The sequence below is a fragment of the Acidobacterium capsulatum ATCC 51196 genome, assembly GCF_000022565.1.
GTDB classification, from domain to species: Bacteria; Acidobacteriota; Terriglobia; order Terriglobales; family Acidobacteriaceae; genus Acidobacterium; species Acidobacterium capsulatum.
On the sequence record NC_012483.1, the window covers coordinates 3,929,885 to 3,950,253 of the forward strand.

The 20,369-nt window shown below is 61.8% G+C and carries 19 protein-coding genes and 1 riboswitch; of the genes, 11 read left to right on the forward strand and 8 right to left on the reverse strand.

The genetic code is table 11. The features are described from left to right. Positions 1–143: 143 nt before the first annotated feature. The 3 genes from ACP_RS16175 to ACP_RS18725 are packed head-to-tail and all read left to right on the forward strand — an operon-like array spanning position 144 to position 2,999. The gene (locus ACP_RS16175) at positions 144–1,376 is read left to right on the forward strand and encodes a glycosyltransferase family 4 protein (RefSeq protein WP_015898414.1); all 1,233 of its coding nucleotides are present in this window, start codon (positions 144–146) and stop codon (positions 1,374–1,376) included. Then, a complete protein-coding gene (locus ACP_RS16180; RefSeq protein ID WP_015898415.1) occupies positions 1,373–2,398 on the forward strand; it encodes a glycosyltransferase family 2 protein in 1,026 nt (341 codons plus the stop codon). The genes ACP_RS16175 and ACP_RS16180 overlap by 4 nt, the downstream gene beginning before the upstream one ends. Positions 2,399–2,429: 31 nt before the next feature. After that, positions 2,430–2,999 carry an acyltransferase gene (locus tag ACP_RS18725; RefSeq protein WP_015898416.1) on the forward strand — a complete coding sequence of 190 codons (570 nt, stop codon included), beginning with the start codon at positions 2,430–2,432 and terminating at the stop codon, positions 2,997–2,999. Positions 3,000–3,008: 9 nt separating this feature from the next. Here ACP_RS18725 and ACP_RS16190 read toward each other — a convergent pair whose 3' ends face one another. Continuing rightward, positions 3,009–4,040 (reverse strand): acetamidase/formamidase family protein, encoded by a 1,032-nt coding sequence (locus tag ACP_RS16190; protein WP_041839688.1) that lies wholly within the window; start codon positions 4,038–4,040, stop codon positions 3,009–3,011. Positions 4,041–4,254: 214 nt separating this feature from the next. Then, positions 4,255–4,366: riboswitch (SAM riboswitch) on the forward strand. Between the two features lie 153 nt (positions 4,367–4,519). Between ACP_RS16190 and thrC the strand changes: the two genes are divergently transcribed. Then, positions 4,520–5,791: a threonine synthase gene (gene thrC, locus ACP_RS16195; protein ID WP_015898418.1), complete on the forward strand. Its 1,272-nt coding sequence runs from the start codon at positions 4,520–4,522 to the stop codon at positions 5,789–5,791. Then, positions 5,781–6,062, forward strand: coding sequence for a MoaD/ThiS family protein (locus tag ACP_RS16200; protein ID WP_015898419.1), 282 nt, complete (start codon positions 5,781–5,783; stop codon positions 6,060–6,062). The genes thrC and ACP_RS16200 overlap by 11 nt, the downstream gene beginning before the upstream one ends. Positions 6,063–6,133: 71 nt before the next feature. On the opposite strand, the gene ACP_RS16205 is transcribed toward ACP_RS16200, so the two are convergent. Genes ACP_RS16205 through ACP_RS16215 form a run of 3 tightly spaced genes read right to left on the reverse strand, consistent with a single transcriptional unit; the run spans position 6,134 to position 8,978 of the window. Then, positions 6,134–7,300 (reverse strand): pyridoxal phosphate-dependent aminotransferase, encoded by a 1,167-nt coding sequence (locus ACP_RS16205; RefSeq protein WP_015898420.1) that lies wholly within the window; start codon positions 7,298–7,300, stop codon positions 6,134–6,136. Between the two features lie 32 nt (positions 7,301–7,332). Beyond that, on the reverse strand, positions 7,333–8,100 hold the full coding sequence (locus tag ACP_RS17540; protein ID WP_015898421.1) for a lysophospholipid acyltransferase family protein: 768 nt from the start codon (positions 8,098–8,100) through the stop codon (positions 7,333–7,335). Positions 8,101–8,114: 14 nt separating this feature from the next. Next, the gene (locus tag ACP_RS16215; RefSeq protein ID WP_238525590.1) at positions 8,115–8,978 is read right to left on the reverse strand and encodes a GNAT family N-acetyltransferase; all 864 of its coding nucleotides are present in this window, start codon (positions 8,976–8,978) and stop codon (positions 8,115–8,117) included. 197 nt (positions 8,979–9,175) lie between these two features. On the opposite strand from ACP_RS16215, the gene ACP_RS16220 reads away from it, so the two are divergent. Then, positions 9,176–9,415: a hypothetical protein gene (locus tag ACP_RS16220; RefSeq protein ID WP_041839689.1), complete on the forward strand. Its 240-nt coding sequence runs from the start codon at positions 9,176–9,178 to the stop codon at positions 9,413–9,415. Between the two features lie 9 nt (positions 9,416–9,424). Next, entirely contained in the window at positions 9,425–9,919 is a 495-nt protein-coding gene (locus tag ACP_RS16225) for a dUTP diphosphatase (protein WP_015898424.1), read from the forward strand. Positions 9,920–9,936: 17 nt separating this feature from the next. Here ACP_RS16225 and ACP_RS16230 read toward each other — a convergent pair whose 3' ends face one another. Then, on the reverse strand, positions 9,937–10,305 hold the full coding sequence (locus ACP_RS16230; RefSeq protein ID WP_015898425.1) for a cupin domain-containing protein: 369 nt from the start codon (positions 10,303–10,305) through the stop codon (positions 9,937–9,939). Between the two features lie 43 nt (positions 10,306–10,348). On the opposite strand from ACP_RS16230, the gene ACP_RS16235 reads away from it, so the two are divergent. Together ACP_RS16235 and ACP_RS16240 are read left to right on the forward strand one after the other, a co-directional pair. Further along, a complete protein-coding gene (locus ACP_RS16235) occupies positions 10,349–11,233 on the forward strand; it encodes an SDR family oxidoreductase (RefSeq protein ID WP_238525591.1) in 885 nt (294 codons plus the stop codon). A gap of 106 nt (positions 11,234–11,339) precedes the next feature. After that, a complete protein-coding gene (locus ACP_RS16240; RefSeq protein WP_041840432.1) occupies positions 11,340–11,558 on the forward strand; it encodes a YidH family protein in 219 nt (72 codons plus the stop codon). Between the two features lie 246 nt (positions 11,559–11,804). On the opposite strand, the gene ACP_RS16245 is transcribed toward ACP_RS16240, so the two are convergent. Next, positions 11,805–13,580 (reverse strand): hypothetical protein, encoded by a 1,776-nt coding sequence (locus ACP_RS16245; protein ID WP_015898428.1) that lies wholly within the window; start codon positions 13,578–13,580, stop codon positions 11,805–11,807. 322 nt (positions 13,581–13,902) lie between these two features. Then, complete coding sequence (locus ACP_RS16250; RefSeq protein WP_052294913.1) at positions 13,903–16,737, reverse strand: PIG-L family deacetylase; 2,835 nt, start codon at positions 16,735–16,737, stop codon at positions 13,903–13,905. Positions 16,738–16,862: 125 nt separating this feature from the next. On the opposite strand from ACP_RS16250, the gene ACP_RS16255 reads away from it, so the two are divergent. Then, positions 16,863–18,272: an APC family permease gene (locus tag ACP_RS16255; protein WP_015898430.1), complete on the forward strand. Its 1,410-nt coding sequence runs from the start codon at positions 16,863–16,865 to the stop codon at positions 18,270–18,272. Between the two features lie 128 nt (positions 18,273–18,400). Here the strand turns inward: ACP_RS16255 and ACP_RS16260 are convergent, their stop codons facing one another. Next, positions 18,401–19,216 (reverse strand): 2-keto-4-pentenoate hydratase, encoded by an 816-nt coding sequence (locus ACP_RS16260; RefSeq protein WP_015898431.1) that lies wholly within the window; start codon positions 19,214–19,216, stop codon positions 18,401–18,403. Between the two features lie 480 nt (positions 19,217–19,696). On the opposite strand from ACP_RS16260, the gene ACP_RS16265 reads away from it, so the two are divergent. Continuing rightward, a complete protein-coding gene (locus tag ACP_RS16265; protein WP_148215192.1) occupies positions 19,697–20,365 on the forward strand; it encodes a hypothetical protein in 669 nt (222 codons plus the stop codon). Positions 20,366–20,369 lie beyond the last annotated feature (4 nt).

Genomic DNA, 20,369 nt, shown 5'->3' on the forward strand with positions numbered 1-20,369 from the left:
AGCGCGCTTAGTGTACCGGAACCGTATGCGGCAGCCGCAATGATACCTTGGAGCTATCGACGGCAAGTCGAATCCCCGGGAACCTGCTAGATATGAGAGACAATGCGCCGCAAGCCTTGCCGCGCCCGCGTGGCGGGGTTCGCATGGCAATGCTGATGAGCCAGTATCCGGCGATTTCGCACACCTTTTTTCTGGCGGAGGTGCTGGGGCTGCGGCGCGAGGGCTTTCATGTGGAGACGGTCTCCATCAATCCGCCCGACCGGCCGCTGCACGCGCTGCCGGTTGCGGAAGCCGAAGAAGCCCGAACTACCAAATATCTAAAGACCGGGCTTGCCGCGCAGATGCTGCGGGTGGCCGGCATCGTGTTGCGGCATCCTGTGGTGGTGCTGCGCGGCGTCGCCGCATCGATGCGATACGGCGCATGGGATCTCGGCCTGCAGGCCTGGGGACTCGCTTACCTGGCCGAGGGGCTGCTGCTGGGTGACTGGATGCGCCGCCGCAAGCTCGACCACCTGCACATTCACTTTGGCAGCAGTGTGGCCACCGTCGGCTATCTCGGCGCCAAGGCGTGGAAGATTCCATACTCCATGACCATGCATGGGCCCAACGAGTACTTCGACATGCGCGCCTACCGGCTGCTCACAAAGTTTTCGGCGGCGGAGTTTGTCATCTCCATCTCTGACTTTGGCCGCTGGAATGCGATGTTTCTGCTGCCTTCGCACCAGTGGCACAAGGTGCGCGTCTGCCGGTTGGGCATCTATCCCGAAAAGTTTGAGAGCGCAGCCCGCCCGCAGCCCGGCGAAGACCGCGAGCTGCATCTGTTGTGCGTGGGCCGTCTGGTGCCGGACAAAGGCCAGCGCATTCTGCTGCGCGCCGTGAAGGCGCTGCATCAGCAGGGCATGCGCTTTCGCCTCACGCTCGTGGGCCGGGGCAGCGAACGCGAGGCGCTTGAGCAATACGCCCGTGCGCATCAGTTGCCCGTCACCTTCACCGGGGCGCTCGACCACGACACCACGCTGGCGCTGGTGCAGACCGCGGATGTGTTCGTGCTGCCCAGCTTTGCCGAGGGCATTCCCATTGCGTTGATGGAGGCGATGGCCGCGCGCGTCCCCTGCGTTTCGACCACGGCCTGTGGAATTCCGGAGCTGATTCGCCACGGCGAAGAGGGCCTGCTGGTGCCGCCCGGCGACGAGGCTCTACTGTCCGAGGCGCTGCGGCGCTTGCTGCTTGATGAAGCATTGCGCGCGCAACTCGGTGAGGCCGGACGCCGCCGCGTGCTGGCGGACTATAACCTCGAAGAAAATATTCCCCGCAAGGCGCGCTTGCTCGAAGAACTGCTCGCCGATGCGCGCCACCGGCAAAGGTCCGGCGCATGAGTGCCATCGAAAAGCCCGCCAGTGTCGCGCTTGTGGTGATCTCGTTCAACACGCGCGAGATGTTGCGCGACTGTCTGGCCACGGTGTTTGCCGAGCAGGAATCACTCCAGTCCGCCACCGGGCGCGCCCTTGAGGTGCATGTGGTGGACAATGCCTCGCGCGATGGCTCGGCCGATATGGTCGCGGCGGAGTTTCCCGCTGTCCACCTTACGCGCAGCAAGATCAATCTGGGGTTTGGTCCGGCAAACAACCTCGCGCTGCGGACCATTCTGGCCGAGGGCCGCGCCGAGTACATCGTGCTGCTCAACTCCGACGCCTTTCTGCATCCGGGTGCGCTGGCTGAGGCCGTGCGGCAGATGGACGCCGCACCCCGCGCGGGCGCGGGCGGAGCGCGGCTGGTGCATGGTGACGGACGCTGGCAGGCCTCCGCGCGGCGCTTTCATTCGCTGCTCGACGATGCCATCGTGGCGACGGGGCTGGCGGCAAAGTTTCCTTACTCGCGCTTCTTTGGCCGCTTTGACCGCACCTGGGCCGACCAGAATCAAGCCGCGCAGACTGACTGGGTGCCCGGCGCATTCATGATCCTGCGCGCCGAAGCGTTGCGCGCCGTGGGCATTTTTGATGAGCGCTTCTTTCTCTATTACGAAGAGGTGGATCTATGCCGTCGCATGCACGCCGCGGGCTGGCAGGTGTGGTACTGGCCCGGCATTGGTGTGACGCACCTGTGCGGCGAGTCCTCGCGCACGCTGCGAGAGCTCGACTACTCCTCACGCGAAGCGCAGGTGGTTAAGTGGCGCATGCGCAGCATGATGCTCTATTACCGCAAGCATCATGGCGCGCAGGCGTGGCTCTCCATGAGCATGGAGCGCCTGCACCGGCGCATCATCCTCCTGCGCAACCGCTGGAGCCGCCAACCGGAGCGGCGCATTCGCGCGCAGCAGCAGACCAGTCTGCTCGCGCTCTTGCGCGATGCGTGGCATGAGACGCAGGGCGGCCGTGTATCTCCGCCGCAGCCGTGGTAAAACGGCGGAAGGGCATTGAGCGATGGGCGGAATGAAGGGCATTCTTTCGGCAATTCTCAGCGCATTGCTGCGCGCCACGCACGGCATGCGTCGCGGAGGCCGCCGCTTGTGGCATCACGCGCGGCTGGCCTCGCAGTTGCGGTATCCCGTGCCGGCCTCGGTGGTCATTGAGGGCCGCGCGTTTGTCTATGGCACAGGCGCGATTCGCATCGGCGAGCGTGCGCTGCTCTACCCTCACCTCTATCTCGAAACGCAGCAGCAGGCAGAGATCGTTCTCTCTGACGATGTGGTGCTTTCGACAGGCGTTCATATCGCCGCGCGCGCGGGCATTCGCGTAGGTCGCGGCACCATGATTGGCGAATACACCAGTCTGCGCGATGCCAACCACGCGCGCGAAGAGGGCAGACCCGTGCGCGACTCCGGCTATGTCACGCAGCCCATCGTGATTGGCGAAGACGTATGGATTGGCCGCGGAGTCATCGTGCTCGGCGGCGTCACCATCGGCGACCGCGCCACCATTGGCGCCAACGCGGTCGTCACGCGCGACGTGCCTGCGGGAGCCGTGGTGGCGGGCGTGCCCGCACGGCCCCTGCGCGGCTAGCGCAAATATCTACTTCGTCTGCTTCACAAAAATATCTTTCGGCAAAATCGCATGCACTCCGACGTTGTGATCCACAAGCTGCGTGATGTCCACATCCACGGCGACAGACGTGAGCATGTAGGCCTCATCGCGCGTGAGATGCTTCTGCGCCACCAGAAAGCCGATCATGTTGCGCACAGCCATCTTGGTTGCGGTCTCAAGGTCGGGGCTGAAGCCCATGGTGATGTAGCTGGTCGGCGTCTCCGCCTCGGGCCACAGCAGATGCTCATGCTTGTGCACCACAAAGCGAAAGGTGCCGGTCAGGAACGTCTCCATCGCGGTGATGTCCACTTCACCGTTGCCTTGCCCGGCGTGGCCGTCGCCAGCTTCAAAGAGCGCGCCTTTGGCAAAGACCGGAATGTAGAGCTTTGTGCCCGCGACGAGCAATTTGTTGTCCATGTTGCCCGCGTTCATCCACGGCGGCACGCTGCTGTAGCGACCGGCCGAAGGCGGCGGCGCATCGCCCATGCTGCCAAAGAAGGGATGCAGCGGAATCCGGATGCCGGGCGCAAAATCCGCGACCATATGTTGGCGGTCGAGTGGAATGATTTTTGTGCGGCCATAGGGAAAATCGTTGGGCAGAAAGCCCTCCCCTACGCCGAATCCGTTGCATGCAAAGTCGGTGTCGAGATGCACCTTCAGAATGTCCACTTCGAGCACGTCGCCGGGCTCCGCGCCTTCAATCGCGACGGGGCCGGTGAGGATATGCCCGCCCGGGCCGCGGTCATGCACCTGATCGTAAATCTGTTGATTGTAGGCGGGGATGGCCGACGCGGGCACGCCCTCTTGTTCGAGCCGCGTTGAAGGGCCGCAGGTGGAGAGCGTCTGCATGGTCACCACGTCGCCGGAATGCACCGTGAGCACCGGCCTGGCCTGCGACCAGTAGTAGCCCCAGGCCACGGTATGGGGCGAGGCAGGCAGAAAAACAGGCTTCGAAGATGTTTGCGCGGCGGCGCATACGGCCATCAGAAAGGGGAGTACGGCGGCCAGGTGAAGCTTCATGCGGAATAACCTCGTGCAAAAAAATCCGCGGCACTCAGGCCGCAGCCAGATGTTGGAAACGCAGGGCGAAAGTAAAGATTTCTGCATCGTAATGCGAAGGGGAAGAAGATGCCATGAGGATTTGCCGTATGCACCGCCGAATGGGCACTTGCGGCGCGGCTGCGCCCATGGTACATATGAATCATTCAAGTTTGCTCCTAAAGAGCGAGCCTGAATTTCATGAAGAGTGGCTGAGGGACGGGCCCTGTGACGCCACGACAACCGGCTCGAGCAATTCGGGACATCGGTGTCAACTCTCTCCTGCGTAACGGCGGGGAACATGAGATTCGGGGGTGCAGCAGGATCGCATCTCGCTGAATTCCAGAAGTGTTAGAGTTCGCAGGATTCGCCAGAGTGTATCTGCTCTGGGGTTTCGTGCAAGCGTCAGCAGGCCCGGTAAGGTGTAGCCCTGGCTTCTTCTTCGAGGAAGAGGAAACGGCATGGCTGTGGCTTTTGAACTTCGTTGTCGTGAGTGCGGACGATCCTATGGAAACGCTCCGCTGTCGATTTGCGAGGACTGTTTTACGCCGCTGGAGGTATTCTGCGATCTCGAAGCGGCGCGTGGCGAGTTTACGCGCGAGAAGATTGCGGCTGGCCCCACGAGCATGTGGCGCTACAAGGCGCTGCTGCCGGTCGCGGAAGATTTTGAGCCGGTCACGCCCGCCGGCTGGACGCCTCTGCTGAAGGCTCCGAACCTTGGCCGCCGCATCGGCGCCAACAATCTCTACATCAAGAACGACGCCGTGTGCCTGCCCACGCTGAGCTTCAAAGATCGCGTGGTCGCCGTGGCTCTGGCCAGCGCCAAGGCCTTTGGATTCGATACGGTCGGCTGCTCCTCGACCGGCAACCTCGCCAATGCCGTAGCCGCGCAGGCCGCGCGCATGGGACTCAAGACCTTCATTCTCGTCCCGGCCGATCTTGAGGCCGCAAAGATTCTCAACACGCAGGTCTACGGCGCAAATCTGGTGCGCATCGACGGCAACTATGACCACGTGAACCGTCTCTGCTCGCAGATTGCCGACCGCTACCACTGGGGCTTTGTGAATGTAAATCTGCGCCCCTACTATGCCGAAGGCTCCAAGAGCGTGGGCTTTGAAATCGCCGAACAGCTTGGCTGGCGCTTGCCTGACAACGTGGTGGTCCCCATGGCCGGCGGCTCGCTGATCCGCAAGATTCACAAGGCGTTTCGTGAGCTGGTCGCGCTCGGCCTGGTCGAAGACAAGCATGTGCGCTTCTTTGGCGCGCAGGCCACCGGATGCTCGCCCATTGCTGCCGCTGTGAAGGCGGGCCGCACTGAGATTGAGCCGCAGCGCCCTTCGACGATTGCGCGTTCGCTCGCGATCGGCAACCCGGCCGATGGCCGCTACGCCGCCGCGCTCATTCAGGAGACGGGCGGTTATGCCGAAGATGTGTCCGACGTGGAGCTGGTCTCCGCAATTCAGGAGCTGGCCGAAACCGAAGGCGTCTTCACCGAGACGGCCGGCGGCGTGACCACGGCGGTGACCGCGCGGCTCTATGCGCATGGCCGCATTCATCCTGACGAGCTGACCGTCACCTGCATCACCGGCAACGGCCTCAAGACCACCGACGCACTGCAGGGCTCCTATGAGCTGGAGCAGGCGGTGCGTCCGCGCCTGGCCGACTTTGAGGCTTACGTCGAAGAGAAAAAATTCCAGCATGAGCTGGTACTGGAAGGAAGCTATGCCCGTTAGAGTTCTGCTGCCCAACGCATTTCACAAGCACACCAATGGCACCAAGGAGATTCAGTCGTCGGCCGAAAATCTGCCGGCCCTGATCGCCGAAATCGAAACCACCTTTCCCGCGCTGGGCTCACACCTGCGCGACGAGAAGGGCGAGGTGCGCCGCTTCATCAACTTCTATGTGAACGACGAAGACATCCGATTTCTCGGCAACGAGAAGTATGTGTTTCAGGATGGCGATGAAGTGCTCGTGATCCCTTCCATTGCCGGCGGATGCTGCTGAACAGAATTGCCTGAGTATCTCCTGAACCAAACTACCGGCAGCCCCGCAAAGGGCTGCCATTTTTGTATTTGTCACAGTTTCCCAAGCAAATCACAGGCCCGCTGCAGATCCTCTTCGCGCTTGGCAAAGCAGAAGCGCAGCAGGTTCTCTCCCCGTCCTTCGGCAAAGAAGGCCGTGCCGGCCACGGCGGCCACGCCGGTGGCGGCCAGCAGCGTGCGCGCTTTCTCGCGGGCATTCGCACCGGCGATGCGGCTGGCATCGGCCAGCACGTAGTAGGCTCCCGCGGGAATGGACGGCGTGAGCCCCATGCGCGTGAGCGCGCCGCAGAGCAGGTCCCGCTTCGATTGATAATCGCGGGCCATGGCCTGGTAATACTCATCCGGCAGCGCCACCAGCCCCGCCGCCGCGCCGTGCTGCAAAGGCGCCGGCGCGCACACATACGTCAGATCGTGAAAGTAGCCGATCGTGCCCAGCACGCTGCGGTCGGCAATCAGGTAGCCGACGCGCCAGCCCGTGATGCTGAAGGTCTTCGACAGGCCCGAGATGGTGATGGTGCGGCTCGCCATGCCCGGCAGCGTGGCAAAGCTGACATGCTGTGCGCCTTCAAAGACGAAATACTCATAAATCTCATCCGTGAAAACAATGAGGTCATGCTCTTCCACGATGGCGGCAATCTGCGCCAGCTCTTCGCGGGTAAAGACCTTGCCGCACGGGTTCGACGGCGTGTTGATCAGCAGTGCGCGAGTGCGCGGCGTGATGGCTCGCCGCAGCCGGTCAAAGTCGATGGCCCAGTTGCCGTTCTCGAGCGGCACCGCCACCGGCACGGCGCGTTGCGCGCGCAGCGTGTTGGCGTGGTAGCCGTAGAAGGGCTCAAACAGCAGCACTTCATCGCCGGGATTCAGCAGCGCCAGGCATGCGGCATAAAACGCGCCGGTCGCCCCTGACGTCACCAGCACTTCGCTTTCCGGGTCCGCATGAATGCCGTTGTAGCGCAGAGCTTTCTGCGCGATGGCGTCGCGCAGCACCGCGATGCCGTCCAGCCGCGTATAGATGTTGTGGCCCTGCTCGATGGCCGCGAGCGCGCGCTCGGCCACGGGCGCCGGAACGCCGGTATCGCAGACGCCCTGCGCCAGGTTGACGCCGCCCATGCGGTCGCACTCCACCGACATGGAGCGGATTTCCGACTGCACAATCAGGGGAGAAATTTCACTCAGACGAAGAGCGCTCGCAGAAGCCATGCAGCATGTGTAGCACAACGGGGCAACCGGCGTCAGGCCGTCGAAACAGGGCCTTCGACGGGAGGCAAATCTGGCAAGGCCCCTCGCAGGGCCAGCGTGTGCTCGCGCAGCTCGCGCGCCGCTTGTTTGCGATCCCGGAAGCTTTGCATGGTGAGACCAAAGCGCACCCGGGCCTCTGCGCGGGGCACGCGCAGCAGGCTGCGCAGATGCGGCAGAAATGAGACGTCGCCGAAATAGCAGAAGCCGCTCTCAGTCCGCCCGGGCGAGGCGTAAGCAACAGCCGCTGGCGTGATGGGCGCACACACGCGAATGGCGGCCTCAAGCAGCGAAGGGAAGTAGGGCAGCACCTCGCTGCCATCCGTGCTGGTGCCCTCGGGAAACAGCACCAGCGGAAACCCCTCGGCCAGCACGGCTTCCATCTGCTGCGAAACGCTTTCGACGGCCGTGCGGCGTTCGCGATTCACAAACAGGGTGCCGCCAAAGCGGGCCAGCATGCCAAAGACGGGCCAATGCAGCACGTCTGCCTTTGACACAAAGACGCACGGCATTACCGAGGCAAAGGCCAGCACATCCAGATAGCTCAGGTGGTTGGAAGTTATCAGCCCCGCCGCGGGCGGAGTCCCCTCCCATGCAATCTCTAATTGAAAGGCGCGCGCCACGCGACGGCAGGAGCGATGCATCCAAAGCGCCCGCTGACGCAGCGGCACGCGGCCACCGTGCCGCAGGCTGAGCATGCCAAAGGTGAGATAGTTGACGGCCAGCGCCCGCGCAACGCTGGCGGCCCGCAATGTTTGTGCCAATGCAGAGAGCGAAGTTATTGCGTGTCCGTCATGAACCGGGTGCGCGCCGCCGGGGAAAGCTCTTCCAGGTCGAGCAGCGTCAGAAAGTCGATCGTCCCGAACTCGCGATCCCAGGCTGGTTCGCTGCAAATGCGTGCTCCTACGCCGATGTAGGTCCTGAGTAGCTTGGGTACCTTGACCTCGATGCCGGCGGTGGTATCTTCTGGCGGCAGTTTGTAGGCATCCGTCGCCTCGGTGCGAAATTGCTCCGGCGCGAGGAAACTGCCGAGGCGATGATACATTGCCCAGCCTTCCTGAGGCTCGCGGGAGTTCAGCGAAGAGCAGCCGATCAGGTAACGCAGGCCCCGCATGCGCGCATATTGCCCAATGGAGCGCCACAAGAGCGTCAGCACTTCGCTGGTGCGGTGCTGGCTGTCGATCGACGCGCGCCCCAGCTCGAGCACCTGAGCGCGAATGCCTTCGTAAGGCTGAAAGCAGAATTCCTGCTCGCTGTAGTAACCAAAGTTTTCCCGGGCGGTCATTCCGGACTGCATCCTATAAGTGCCCACGATGCGTCCAAGTTCCATGTCTTCTACAATCAAGTGGTCGCAGACGGCATCGAATTGGTCCTGGTCGAGTCCTGTTTGGTAAGACTCCAGCAGGCCCTCCCCCAGTTCGAGGTTGAAAACCTTAAACCGGAGCCTGCATGCATCTTGCTGATCCGCCACAGTTTGCGCGAGGCGCGCGCGGTATTTTCCATAAGCGCCAAGCGTCGCGGCCTCGGGAATAACCAGAGGCAGAGAGGCGGAAGCATCTGCCGATGTTTCTCGCGCCGGGTACCGGTTCCGCTCGGCAGGCAGGGTCACCAAGGGGCCAATCACGCATTGATGATGCTGCACATTTGTTTCACCCGTCTTAAAAGGGCGAGAAAACGGGGCAAAATTTCTGTAAATGACACGGAAGGGGCAGAACCTTCTCAGTTAGGGCCAATACGTATTTTCGTGACGAATGGCCCATTTATGGAATACTTTGACCATAGTTGTGTTTCCCAGACAGTAATACGCAACAAATAAGAACGAAGGATGAAATCCAAAAAATGACACGCGAAGAAATCATCGCAGCAATCGACGAAGAAATCGGACGGCTTGAGAAAGTGAGAGAACTGCTCCAGGCCGCCGGATCCAGCAAGTTTGCCGGCTCTATCGGGCGCAAGTCTGTTTCCGCACCCAAGAAGCGGAACCTCAGTGCGGATGCGCGCGCGCGCATCGCCGCTGCCCAGAAGCGCCGTTGGGCCAAGCAGAAGGCCGCTCAGGGTAACAAGAAGCAGGCCTCCTAAGCTCTGCCAATGATTCTTGTAAAACTTCTCCATCCCGAGGCCCAGGTCCCGACCGTTGCGCATGCCGGCAGTGACCTGGGCTTTGACCTTTACTCCATTGAGGATGTCGTTCTGCCGCCCGGCGTGCCCGTCAAGGTGCGCACCGGCATCGCGGTGGAAGGCCCTCCCGGCTGCGGCTTTGTGCTGGGCGACCGCTCCTCGATGGCAGCCCGTGGAATCACCTACGCCGGAGGCCGCATCGATGCCGGCTATCGCGGAGAGATCCTCGTCTGTCTCATCAACGTCAATCAGCCCGTCTATTCGCTGCGCACCGGGCACAACAACACGGGCGCGGTGACGGCCGTTCACCTCGATGTCTCTGACGTCAGTGTGACGCTCCGCAAGGGCGACCGCATTGCGCAGATGTCGCCCTTTGAGGCGCGCACCGGTCTTGAGGTTTCTGTCGTAGAGGAACTCTCGGAGTCCACGCGCGGTGCCGGGGGCTTTGGTTCGAGCGGCCGCTGACCCAGCGGCCGCCTCGGCTATTTGCCGCGCAGATAAGCGTCCGTGCCGTTGATCCAGTCTTCGCGCGGCGGCGCAAACACGTCTAAATCAATCGTGTCTTCCAGCGCCTCAGCCGCGTGCGGCATATGCGGCGGAATCACCAGCGTCTCTCCGGCGCGCACGACAATCTCGCGTCCATCGTCAAAATGAAACCGCAATGCTCCCGATAAAACGTAAGTGATCTGCTCATTGTGGTGGCTATGCCGGGGCACCACCGCGCCCTGGCGCAGCAGAATGCGTGCCAGCATTGACTGGCTGCCGTGCACAAACTGCCGCGTGATCAGAGGATTCAGCGGCTCAGGCGGAAGCTTGTCGAGGGCAATGTGCTGCAGTTCGTCTCGGGTCACAGATTTGCCTTCAGGGGACACAGGAACTCCTTGATCGCAGGATGTGGAATCTCCATCGGCAGAGTGCCTGACCATGGGCCATCTCGGCAAGTGCGCCGCGCCTCTGGCATCATCAAAGCTCAGGAAGGAAGACACGCCCATGGAGCTTGGAATCAAAAACAAGGTCGCGCTCATCGCCGGCGCCAGCCAGGGAATCGGCCGTGCCACAGCGCTCACTTTCGCCGCTGAAGGCGCGCATCTGGCGCTTTGCGCGCGCAACCGCACCGCGCTCGACGCCGTTGCAGACGAGGCCCGCGAGCGCTTCAACGTCTCGGTCTATGTAGAGCCGGTCGATGTGGAAGAGACCGATGCGCTGCAGGCCTTTGTGTCGCACGCCGCAAACGAGCTGGGCCGCGTGGATATCTGCGTGCCGAACGCGGGCGGACCACCCGCCAAGCCGTTTCTTGAAACCACCATCGAGGACTGGGAGCGCGCCTGGCACCTGAATCTGCGCAGCGCCATCGTGCTGGCGCAGGCGGTGCTGCCCGGCATGGTCGAGCGGCGCTGGGGCCGCATCGTCACGCTTACGTCTTACACCGTGAAGCAGCCGGTGCCCGAGCTGGTGCTCTCGAACACCATCCGCGCCGGCATTCTCGGCCTCGTCCGTTCGCTCGCCGGGCAATTCGGCAAAGACGGCATCACAGTCAACAACGTAGGGCCGGGCTTCACTGAGACGGCCCGTTCGCGGCAATTGCTGGAGCAGCGCGCGCAATCGCGGGGCCTGCCCTTTGACCAGGTGCGGCACGAACTGGAGCGCGAGATTCCCATCGGCCGCATGGCCTCGCCCGAAGAAGTGGCCGGCACCATTGTCTGGCTTGCCTCAGAGCTTGCCGCCAGCATCACCGGGCAAACCGTGCTGGTGGATGGCGGCAGCTACAAAGGCACCTGACTCTCGCGGCCCATCCATCCCTATGGCGCTCAATCTCATCCATCTGTGCAGGCTTCAGGGTGTGCAGGTCTCAGACGGCAGCACCGGGCCAATCAAGGAGAGAACGATGAAAGCATCTGGATGGATTGGCGTGGTTCTGATCGTCATTGGAATCGTTGCGCTGGCATGGGGTGGAATTACCTATACCCACAAGAAGAAAGTCATCAACATGGGGCCAATTCAGGCCTCGCACAAAGAGAAGAAGACCATTCCGCTGCCGCCGATTCTTGGCATTGTCTGCATCGTCGCTGGCGGCGGTCTGGTAGTTGCGGGCAACCGCAAGTAGCCGCAAACGTTCCGGCAGAAAAAAGAAAGGGCATCCGCGAGGATGCCCTTTTTGAGGTTGGTGACAAACCTATGCAGCAATCGTTTTGTAACAGGGCATGACTTCAGTCATGCCGATCAAGCTCAATGAAATCAGCGGGCTTTAGCCCCTGCGCGATGTTTGTTCTGCTCTAATTCAACTTTGTCAGCAGTCAGAAAGGGCATCCGCAAGGGATGCCCTTTCCGCAGAGTAGAGTGAATCCCTGGATTACGGCAGATAGTAACGGAACGAGGTCCAGAACATGTTGTCCGTGCCCTTGGCGCCGCCATCAGGATTGTTGGGGCCGCCGATGCCGGACCACAGATTGCGTGTAAAGTACGCGTACTGCAGACCGAAGCGGAGCATTCCCTTGGGTCCGTTGTAGAAGTTGTACCAGTCGCCCGCGGTGAACTCCTGCACGTCCTTGGTGTTGCCGCCGCAGTTGGCCGGCGCGGCCGGTGCGCCGCTGGCGTAAGGGCCGCTCGGAACGGACTCAGTATTGCAGCCCGACATGTTGGTATATGGTGAGCCATAGCCTTCACCGCTTGCGTCGAAGTAGCGGCGGCCCGCGTAATCAGCACCGTAGTTGAAGTAGAGCATCAGGCGCTTGTTCGGGTTCACTTCGAGCGTGCTGAGCGCGGAGAAGGTGTGCAGCAGAGCAAGCTGTCCATCCGGACGCAGCGTGGCGTCCGCAATGGTCGAGGAGCCCATGCGGCCCGTGCCGTCGCCATAAAGGCCCTTCAGGCCGATGGAGACCTTCTTGTTGAACAATGGTCCGCGCACGCTGGCGCCAACGCCGCCGCCCACAGTGGAATCGTTGTAGGGCGAGCTGCCGGTGGGGTACACGCGGTCATGGAAGAAGCGCGCGACACCGAAGAGTTCCCAGTGGCCCCAGCCGGGCTGTACGGCCATCTTGGCAACCAGCTCAGGAGACAGATTGAACGAGTAGTTGGCTGTAGGGTTATAAAGGCCGCCACCATTACCGGCGGAGCCGACCAGTTCATTCTTGGGCAAATTGTTGCCTGCCAGCAGCATCTGATCTGCTTCGGCCGAAGCGCCGAACCAGAGCTTGCTGTTGACCTTCTTCGTCACTCGGAAGCCATACTGGCGGTTCCACACAAAGCCGGCGGTGTACTGCGGGTCGATGGTTGCGGGAAGAACCTCGCTGCCATTCTCAAGTCCATCGGTCGTTTCGGCAACGAGTGACCACATCTGGCCGCCGGTGAAGGTCCAGCCGTTATCGAGGGCGGCCTGCGCCCACAGTTGGCGCATGCGCACCACATAGCTGTTCGACTGATTGTTGTTCGAGGTAATGCCGGTTCCGAGCCAGTCCATTTCGTAGTAGCCGGTCATGCGCATGTTGCCCGCCTTGCCGGTGGCCTTGAGCGCGATGCGCGACTGGCGGCCGGTGGCGTCAAATTCACTGATGCTGGCATCTGGCGCACTGTCAAGCGGAACGCCCGTGAAGGCGGTATTCAAGCCGCCGCCGGTCGCGCCCTGACGCCACACGGATTCGGCCGCGATGAAGCTGCCGTGAGGTGAAATCGTGATGCCCTTGTAATGAATCTCGTCCGGATGCAGCACCGCCTTCTTCATGGCGGCCGTCTGACGCTTCACTGAAGCCACAACATGCTCGTTGCTGGCCTTCAGGTCGGCAACCGAACTCTGCAGAGAACTCACAGCCTGGGCATTGCTGTTCAGCGACTGCTGCTGCTGGTCAGCGGCGGCCTGAGCCTGCTGCGCCGCGGTCTGGGCCTGCTCGGCGGCCGTCTGGGCCTGCTGCAGTTCTTCGTTGCGCTCGTTCAGCTTCTGCTGCAGGTCGTTGATCTGGTCCCGCTGCTGCTCCATCTGCTGCTGCAGTGCCTGAATCTGTGACTCAATGGAGCTCTTCTTCGCGACCTTGTGATGGTAGTGGTGCTTGGGCGCGGCGGCCGGCTGTGCGTAGGCGGCCGAGACGGTTGATACCAGCACAAGACTGGCCAGCGCCTTCAGATTGATTTTCATTGGGCCTCTCATTTTTGTGTGGCTTTAAGAAGTTGGCTACTTTTGTTGGCAGTCATATAGTTCAGAGTGACCGTACGAGTCTGGCCGCTTTGGACTAAAGAATTTCTTAAGACCACGTAGAGTGTGTCAGCCCAATGTGAATTTCCTGCTAATGCCGTGTAAACGTTCGTGTAATCGCGGGCAATCGAGGCAACTCTCGCTGAATCTATGGGTTAACCGGCAGTCCCGGCGCCTTTGCCCGCAACAGGCACAAAAATGGGCTCGCTCCCGGCCAAATGCTCCAGAAGCGAGCCGATCCCTGATACGGCAGAGGACGGAAAAACTACTTCCCGGCGCTAATCAGGTTCGCCATCAGCCGGAACGCCCCCGGCACCGCCTCATCCAGTTGCCGGTAGAGCGCATACGAAACATAGATATAGGTCCCCTTGCCGTAGCGCGCATAAACGAGGCCGCCGCGCTGGGGCGCCTGGCCGGGATCATGCACTTCGGTGAGCGCGGAATAGTGCGCGTCCCAATTGGAGAGAAAGGAATGGCCGAACTCCTCAAACCAGCCATCAAAGTCCGCCGCGGTGATGCGATTGGGCGTCGTCAGCAGAGGATCGTTCGGCTGCAGAATGTGAACCGTGTCGCTCTCCTCGACCACATTCTCCACCTCATTGCCCAGCGAGAGCGGATACGGCGCGGCACTGCCAAACTCCGTGCGCTGGTACTGCACAATCAGCGTTCCGCCCTGGTGTACATAATTCAGCAGGCGCTGCTTGTTAGCCATGAGCGCGGGCCGCGCGGAGTAGGCCCGAATGCCCACCAGAATCGCGTTGTACTGGTCGAGATTGCCTGTAGCCAGATCGGCGTCAGTCAGCAGAGTGGGGTGAATGCCCATCTCGCCCAGCGCCTGCGGCACGTCGTCGCCCGTGCCCATGATGTAGCCCACCTTGAGGTCCGAGGGCACCTGGATCGCGACCCCGCGCGCGCGGTACGTCGCCGGCTGGTAGAGATAATACGGGCGCAGCCCGGCATAGCCCACCTGGTCAAAGCCTTCGGCGAAGTCCTTGCCGCCGCTCGTGGCCACGGCCTCGATCTCATAGTTCTGACCGGCCAGCCCCTTCGGATGCACCGCAAAGGTCACGTCCTGCGCCCCGCCCGGCGCGAGCTGCAGCGAGCCGGAATCCGGCGAATCCGTCCAGCCCTGCGGCAGCTTCAAATGCACTTCTGCCGTCCTGGCCTTCTGCGTGTCGTTGCGCACCGTCACGGTGAGCGGCCACGTTTCTGTGCCAATGGGAATAATCCCCGCATGCGCCGCAAGATTCACGCTCAGCCGCGGCACCACCGCGAGCGGCCACGCCACTTGCCCGGTTCCATGCTCGCGATGCACCGTCTGCACCACCTGCCCCACGCGCACCGGCACGCCGTCATAGGTGAACTCCGCCCATCCCGCCAGCGGATACGGCGCAAAGGGCCGCTCGGCCCAGCGCGCATCGCGAATCTCATAATGCGCCTGCTCGGTATTGGGCCGCGTGAAGTAGGGGCGGGTGAGCGTCGCATCGTCCGGCACGCTCGCGCGAAAAACCGCATCCGTCGCATTCGTGCCTTGCGTCGAGGCAGCATCGAGCTGCGTCACCGGCCAGTGATCTCCGTTAGGATTGGCCAGCCAGACGCGCGTGAGCTGCAGCGTGCCGCCGTTGCTCCAGTCCTGCGCAGCGGTCACGTGAACGCGCACCTCCGCATCCGAGCCCGGCGTCACCCAGGCCGGCGTCTCCTGCGGCACCTGCCGCAAAAAGGGATTGCCGCCCTCCGCCGCGCTGCGAATGGCATACGCACCCACCTGAAGGCCCAGAGCCTCGGCCAGTGCGGTGTTGAACTGCGCGGCCTTGATCTCCAGCACCTGCACAATGCTGGCCTTGTCCGCCGCTGAAAAATCGCTGGCCTTCACGGCCGCAATCAGCCGCGTGGTCTGCTTTAGCCCGCTGGCCAGGGTGGGCGCAATGGCCTCCGGGTGCGTGGGCTGGTACGCAGCGGTCGCCTTCTTTACGTCCTCTGAAATCTGCTGGAGCGCCGCCACCAGAAACTGCTTATGGGCGCTGTGCGCCAGCATCGCAATGCCGGGCAGGGAAGTGTCAATGCCATCGAAGAAAGACGTCTCAAGACCGTTCTGATACGTCTCTCTTGAAGCCGGAACGCGCGAGCCATACAGGTGATAGCTCACATCGGCAGGCCCGGGCAGCGCGATAAATCCGCCGCCAAATTGCGACTTCTGGTGGCTCCAGCCCGTGCGCGCCATCTGGTTATAAGACTCGCCCAGCACCGGGTCCCACTGCCCTTCATGCATCACCACATTGGCCTTGGGCACATGCGCCGACCACGTTTGCGTCACGTAGTTATAAAACCGCACCGGAGCCCAGTGATGCGTCGCATAGTCATACATGCCCTTGCTGCTGATGTCATAGCTGGGCACGCGGGCATACACCTTCAGCGGCGACCACGGCTCGAGCCCTTCCGCAATCTGATCGGGAAAAACCTTCGGATCGCCCGCCGCACGAAAGACCTTCTGCGCCATCTCCCCGGCCACCTGATGGTGCCCGTGGCCGTCTGTAATGCCGCCCACAAACACTGAGGACACCACCAGCGGCCGGTACATGCGCACCGCGCGCACCACATCGCGCAGCACATTCTCGTCGCCCCACTTGCGATGCGCCTCCGTGATGGTCTTCGAGAATCCGTAATCCACAAAGTGGCTGAAGTACTGCTGCGCGCCATAGTAGCGGTCCGCCGCCAGCAGTTCATTGGTGCGAATCAGCCCGAGACCATCCTCCGTCTCATTGGACATCGCATTCTGCCCGCCCTCGCCGCGCGTGATGGTGAAGAGCGCCACGCGGTCGCCATGCCCGCGCGAAAGGTCCGTGAGCAGCCCGCCGTCTTCATCATCCGGATGCGCGACAATCATCATCATGCTGCCCCACGTCCGCAGCTTGCGCAGCGTCTGCGCCAGGCCGTCGGCGCCGGCATCCTGCGCCAGCGGACGCGCACTCGCCGAGGCGGCAATGCCAATCTGCCGGGGCGCAACCTGCGCGCCAAGCGTGGAGGCAGTGAGAGCGCCGGCCAGCGAAAGGGCAACAGCGCGCGAATACACACGAGAGCAGGCGAAAAGGGAAGGGCGCATGAGTGTCATCGTGGAAAAAGCCAGTGTACAGCGCTTTTCTAGTAGATGAACGCCAACGCGGAAACGCTTCGTTTCTGCTGGCCGGGCATCCGATGAATAAGTCCCGGTAAGATCATCTTCAACGCATGAACTCTGATTCCAACGAAGCGCTATCAGGCAAGCCGATCCCTTCGCCCGGTCTTCCAGATCTTCTGGAGCGACGCGTCGGTCTGCCCAGCGCCATCGCCTTCAACATGATGAACATGATCGGCGTCGGCCCCTTCATCACGCTGCCGCTGGTTGTCGCCGCCATGGGCGGCTCGCAGGCCATGCTCGGCTGGGTGCTCGGCGCAATTCTCGCCCTCGCCGACGGACTCGTCTGGGCCGAGCTGGGCGCGGCCATGCCCGAGGCCGGCGGCTCCTATGCATTCCTGCGCGAGATTTACGGCCGCGACGGCGCCGGGCGCCTCGTCTCGTTCCTCTACATCTGGCAGCTTGGCTTCAGCGCGCCCCTCTCCATCGCCTCCGGCTGCATCGGCTTTGCCGAGTATGCGGTGTATTTGTATCCGCCACTGGCACATAAGGTGCCGCATGCCTTCGGACTGCACTACACCAGCCTGCTCGCGGCGGCCACCTGCATCGGCATCGTCGCCATGCTCTTTCGCAATGTGGATCAGGTGAAGCGCCTCGGCCTCATTCTGTGGGCTGGCGTCATGCTCACCATCGGCGCGGTCATCCTCGCCGGCTTCACGCATTTTCATCCGGCCCTGCTCGTGCCTCCGGCCGGCGCGTGGCGCCTCACCCCGGCCTTCTGGACCGGCCTCGGCGCGGCCACGCTCATCTCCACCTACGACTATTGGGGCTACTACAACGTCTGCTTCATCGGCAGCGAGATTCGCCAGCCGGAGAAGACCATCCCCCGCGCCGTGCTGCTCTCCGTCGTGGTCGTCGCGGTGCTTTATCTCTCCATGAACATCAGCGTGCTCGGCGTCATCCCTGCGCATGCGCTCAAAACCACCGCCGCTGCTGAAGTTATCCGCATCGCCTTCGGGCCCGTGGCTGGTGGTGTCATGGCAGTCTTCATCATGTGGACGGCGCTGTCCTCCGTCTTCGCGCTGCTGCTCGGCTACTCGCGCGCGCCCTACGCCGCCGCGCTCGACGGCAACTACTTCCGCGCCTTCGCGCACGTGCACCCGAAGCACAAATTTCCTGATGTTTCGCTGCTCGCGCTCGGAGCCGTCGCCACGCTCTGCTGCCTGCTGCCATTGGCCGTGGCCATCGCCGCCCTGGTCGTCATTCGCATCGTCTTGCAGTATGTGCTGCAGCAGGTGGGCGTGATGATTCTGCGCGTGCGCCGGCCTGAGATGCCGCGCCCGTTTCGCATGTGGCTCTATCCGCTGCCGCCGCTGGTGGCGCTCGCCGGATTTTTCTTCATCCTCATCTCACGCCAGAACGCCGCGCGCGACTTTCTCTACGCCGTGGCCGTAGGGCTCACCGGCGCCGCACTCTATTTTCTGCGCGCCCGCCAGCGCCGTGAATGGCCTTTCGCTCGCTAGAACTGGTCTCATAAATGGTTGACGCCTGATTGCGGAAAGTGTGAGACCCGCCACCGAAGCGGGGCTCATGCTGCCGGCCGGAGCCTGGAATCTATATATGAGACCAGTTCTAGTCCCGCCAGCGCTATTTACGCAAAGCGAATCTTCACGCCGCCAAATGTGCTGAACTCAATCCTTGCAACCGACCCTGCATGCGCCAGTGTCTTGCCCGACCAGCTTCCCGTCGTGATGACCTGCCCCGCGCGCAGGCCGCCTGTGCGTGCCGCGCCTTCATTCGCCAGGTAGACCACCAGCCGCAGCAGATCGGTCCCCGCCGAGTTGGACGCGGTGCCACGAAAGCGCACCTCGCCATCGACGGTGACCTTGACGCTCTCCTCTGTGAGATCGACGCTTTGCCAGCCGGGCAGCGCGGGCCCGAGCACATAGCCGCCGTTGATCTGCAAATCGCCCATCATCGTCGGCCGCTCCACCTTGTCCGGATCGACAAAGGCCGACTCCAGCAGCTCCAGCCCCGGATGCGCGCTGGCAATCGCCGCCACGACCTCTTCGCGCGTGTAAGGCGTATCGCGCGGCGGCAGGTCGCTGCCCAGCAGAAAGGCTATCTCAGCTTCAATGCCGCGCATGCGGCGCAGCGGGCCGCCGATCAGAACTTCTTCTCCCGTTGCCGCGCGCGGAAAGCCGCCCGCCACAGCATCAGGCCCAAACAGCGGCATCGGGCCAAAGAGAGGAGCCGCCTCCGGCGTGGGCGCGCCAATCTTGTATCCGCCCACCGCGCCAAACAGGGCCGCGACGCGATCCTGCACAGCATAGGCCTCGTCCAGCGTGCGCGGACACAGCTCAACGGGCAGGTTCTCCAGCAGAGAAAGCGTGCGCCGCGCCTCGACCAGCATCCCGGCCGCGCGATCCAAACGGTCAGCGTGTTGTGTCATCAATTTGAGATTCATTCCATTCCTGCCCCAAATGGCATCGGCTCTTGACGCTTTTCAGATCAGTCTAGGCGAAGTGCGCAATTGTACAAAGCTGCTAGGGTCTGTCTGCTTATTAAGCTATATCTGCGTGGTACATGGCTTCCGATGCTGATAATTATTTAGTGGCTGTCAAGAGCGTGTAACTAATTCGATAAGAAATAAATGCTTTATTAATGGAGTATTTCAGCTTGAATCAAACGCGATAAGCAATCATACTCGCCTGAATCTTCAGTGTTAGGGGCGAGCCTTTCCCGGCTTCAGGTTGCGCCGCGCAAGGATGTTTGTGGTAACGGCAGGCTGGCTATCGCCTAAGTGAATCCACTCTAGGTGCCTATGCATTTGTTGTTGAGGTTATCTCTGGCTTGAAAGGTCGACACCGTGAAGAGAATCGGTGCAGCAGTATGGTTGATGATACTGGCAGTAAGCGGATGCGCGAGAATCTCCAGCGGGATTAAGATGGAACCTCAATACCCGCCACAATTGTCACTCGGCACGGTGTCAACGCGCCTGCAGGGTGACTGGAGCAAACGCTACCATAATCTGCTCGATAAGGGCTTATGCCCGGATGATAGCGGGAATGGTGTAGCAGCGCTGGCAAGCGTGTGTCCCGATGGGTTAGCGCAACAAACGGCAATACAGCTTTATCGCAACGAGATTCTTGACAGCATTCGCGCAGAGATTGATATACGGTATCGCGAATACATCAGCGGTCTACGTGCAGGCCAAGTCTATTCGGGTCTATTCGGCGATCTGGCTACCTTGGGTTTAACGACAAGCGCGACCTTGGTTGGAGCAGACGATCTGAAGGCGATCTTGACGGGTACGGCGACGGCAACTCAGGGAGGGGTATCTTCCATCGATAAACGGATGTTTGAGTCGCAAACTATTCAGGCCATCATTCCCGTCATGGATGGCAATCGTGCCAGGGTTGCCGTCATCATGCAAGCGGAAGAGAAGGAAACTGTCCAGAATTACACGCTTGAATCGGGCCTGTCTGATCTGAATGATTACTTCATGCGGGGCACGCTTCTCAATGCCTTGCAGTCGATGGCGGCGGCCGGAGGGCAGAAGCAGAACAGCGCGGACAATCAAAAGGCAACCGGTCTTAATTTGAATCTGCAGTGATTTT

Coding starts and splice junctions, on each gene's coding strand:
- ACP_RS16175 (WP_015898414.1), top strand. CDS start 144: ATGGCAATGCTGATGAGCCAGTATCCGGCGATTTCGCACACCTTTTTT.
- ACP_RS16180 (WP_015898415.1), top strand. CDS start 1,373: ATGAGTGCCATCGAAAAGCCCGCCAGTGTCGCGCTTGTGGTGATCTCG.
- ACP_RS18725 (WP_015898416.1), top strand. CDS start 2,430: ATGAAGGGCATTCTTTCGGCAATTCTCAGCGCATTGCTGCGCGCCACG.
- ACP_RS16190 (WP_041839688.1), bottom strand. CDS start 4,040: ATGAAGCTTCACCTGGCCGCCGTACTCCCCTTTCTGATGGCCGTATGC.
- thrC (WP_015898418.1), top strand. CDS start 4,520: ATGGCTGTGGCTTTTGAACTTCGTTGTCGTGAGTGCGGACGATCCTAT.
- ACP_RS16200 (WP_015898419.1), top strand. CDS start 5,781: ATGCCCGTTAGAGTTCTGCTGCCCAACGCATTTCACAAGCACACCAAT.
- ACP_RS16205 (WP_015898420.1), bottom strand. CDS start 7,300: ATGGCTTCTGCGAGCGCTCTTCGTCTGAGTGAAATTTCTCCCCTGATT.
- ACP_RS16220 (WP_041839689.1), top strand. CDS start 9,176: ATGACACGCGAAGAAATCATCGCAGCAATCGACGAAGAAATCGGACGG.
- ACP_RS16225 (WP_015898424.1), top strand. CDS start 9,425: ATGATTCTTGTAAAACTTCTCCATCCCGAGGCCCAGGTCCCGACCGTT.
- ACP_RS16240 (WP_041840432.1), top strand. CDS start 11,340: ATGAAAGCATCTGGATGGATTGGCGTGGTTCTGATCGTCATTGGAATC.
- ACP_RS16245 (WP_015898428.1), bottom strand. CDS start 13,580: ATGAAAATCAATCTGAAGGCGCTGGCCAGTCTTGTGCTGGTATCAACC.
- ACP_RS16250 (WP_052294913.1), bottom strand. CDS start 16,737: ATGCGCCCTTCCCTTTTCGCCTGCTCTCGTGTGTATTCGCGCGCTGTT.
- ACP_RS16255 (WP_015898430.1), top strand. CDS start 16,863: ATGAACTCTGATTCCAACGAAGCGCTATCAGGCAAGCCGATCCCTTCG.
- ACP_RS16260 (WP_015898431.1), bottom strand. CDS start 19,216: ATGAATCTCAAATTGATGACACAACACGCTGACCGTTTGGATCGCGCG.
- ACP_RS16265 (WP_148215192.1), top strand. CDS start 19,697: ATGGAACCTCAATACCCGCCACAATTGTCACTCGGCACGGTGTCAACG.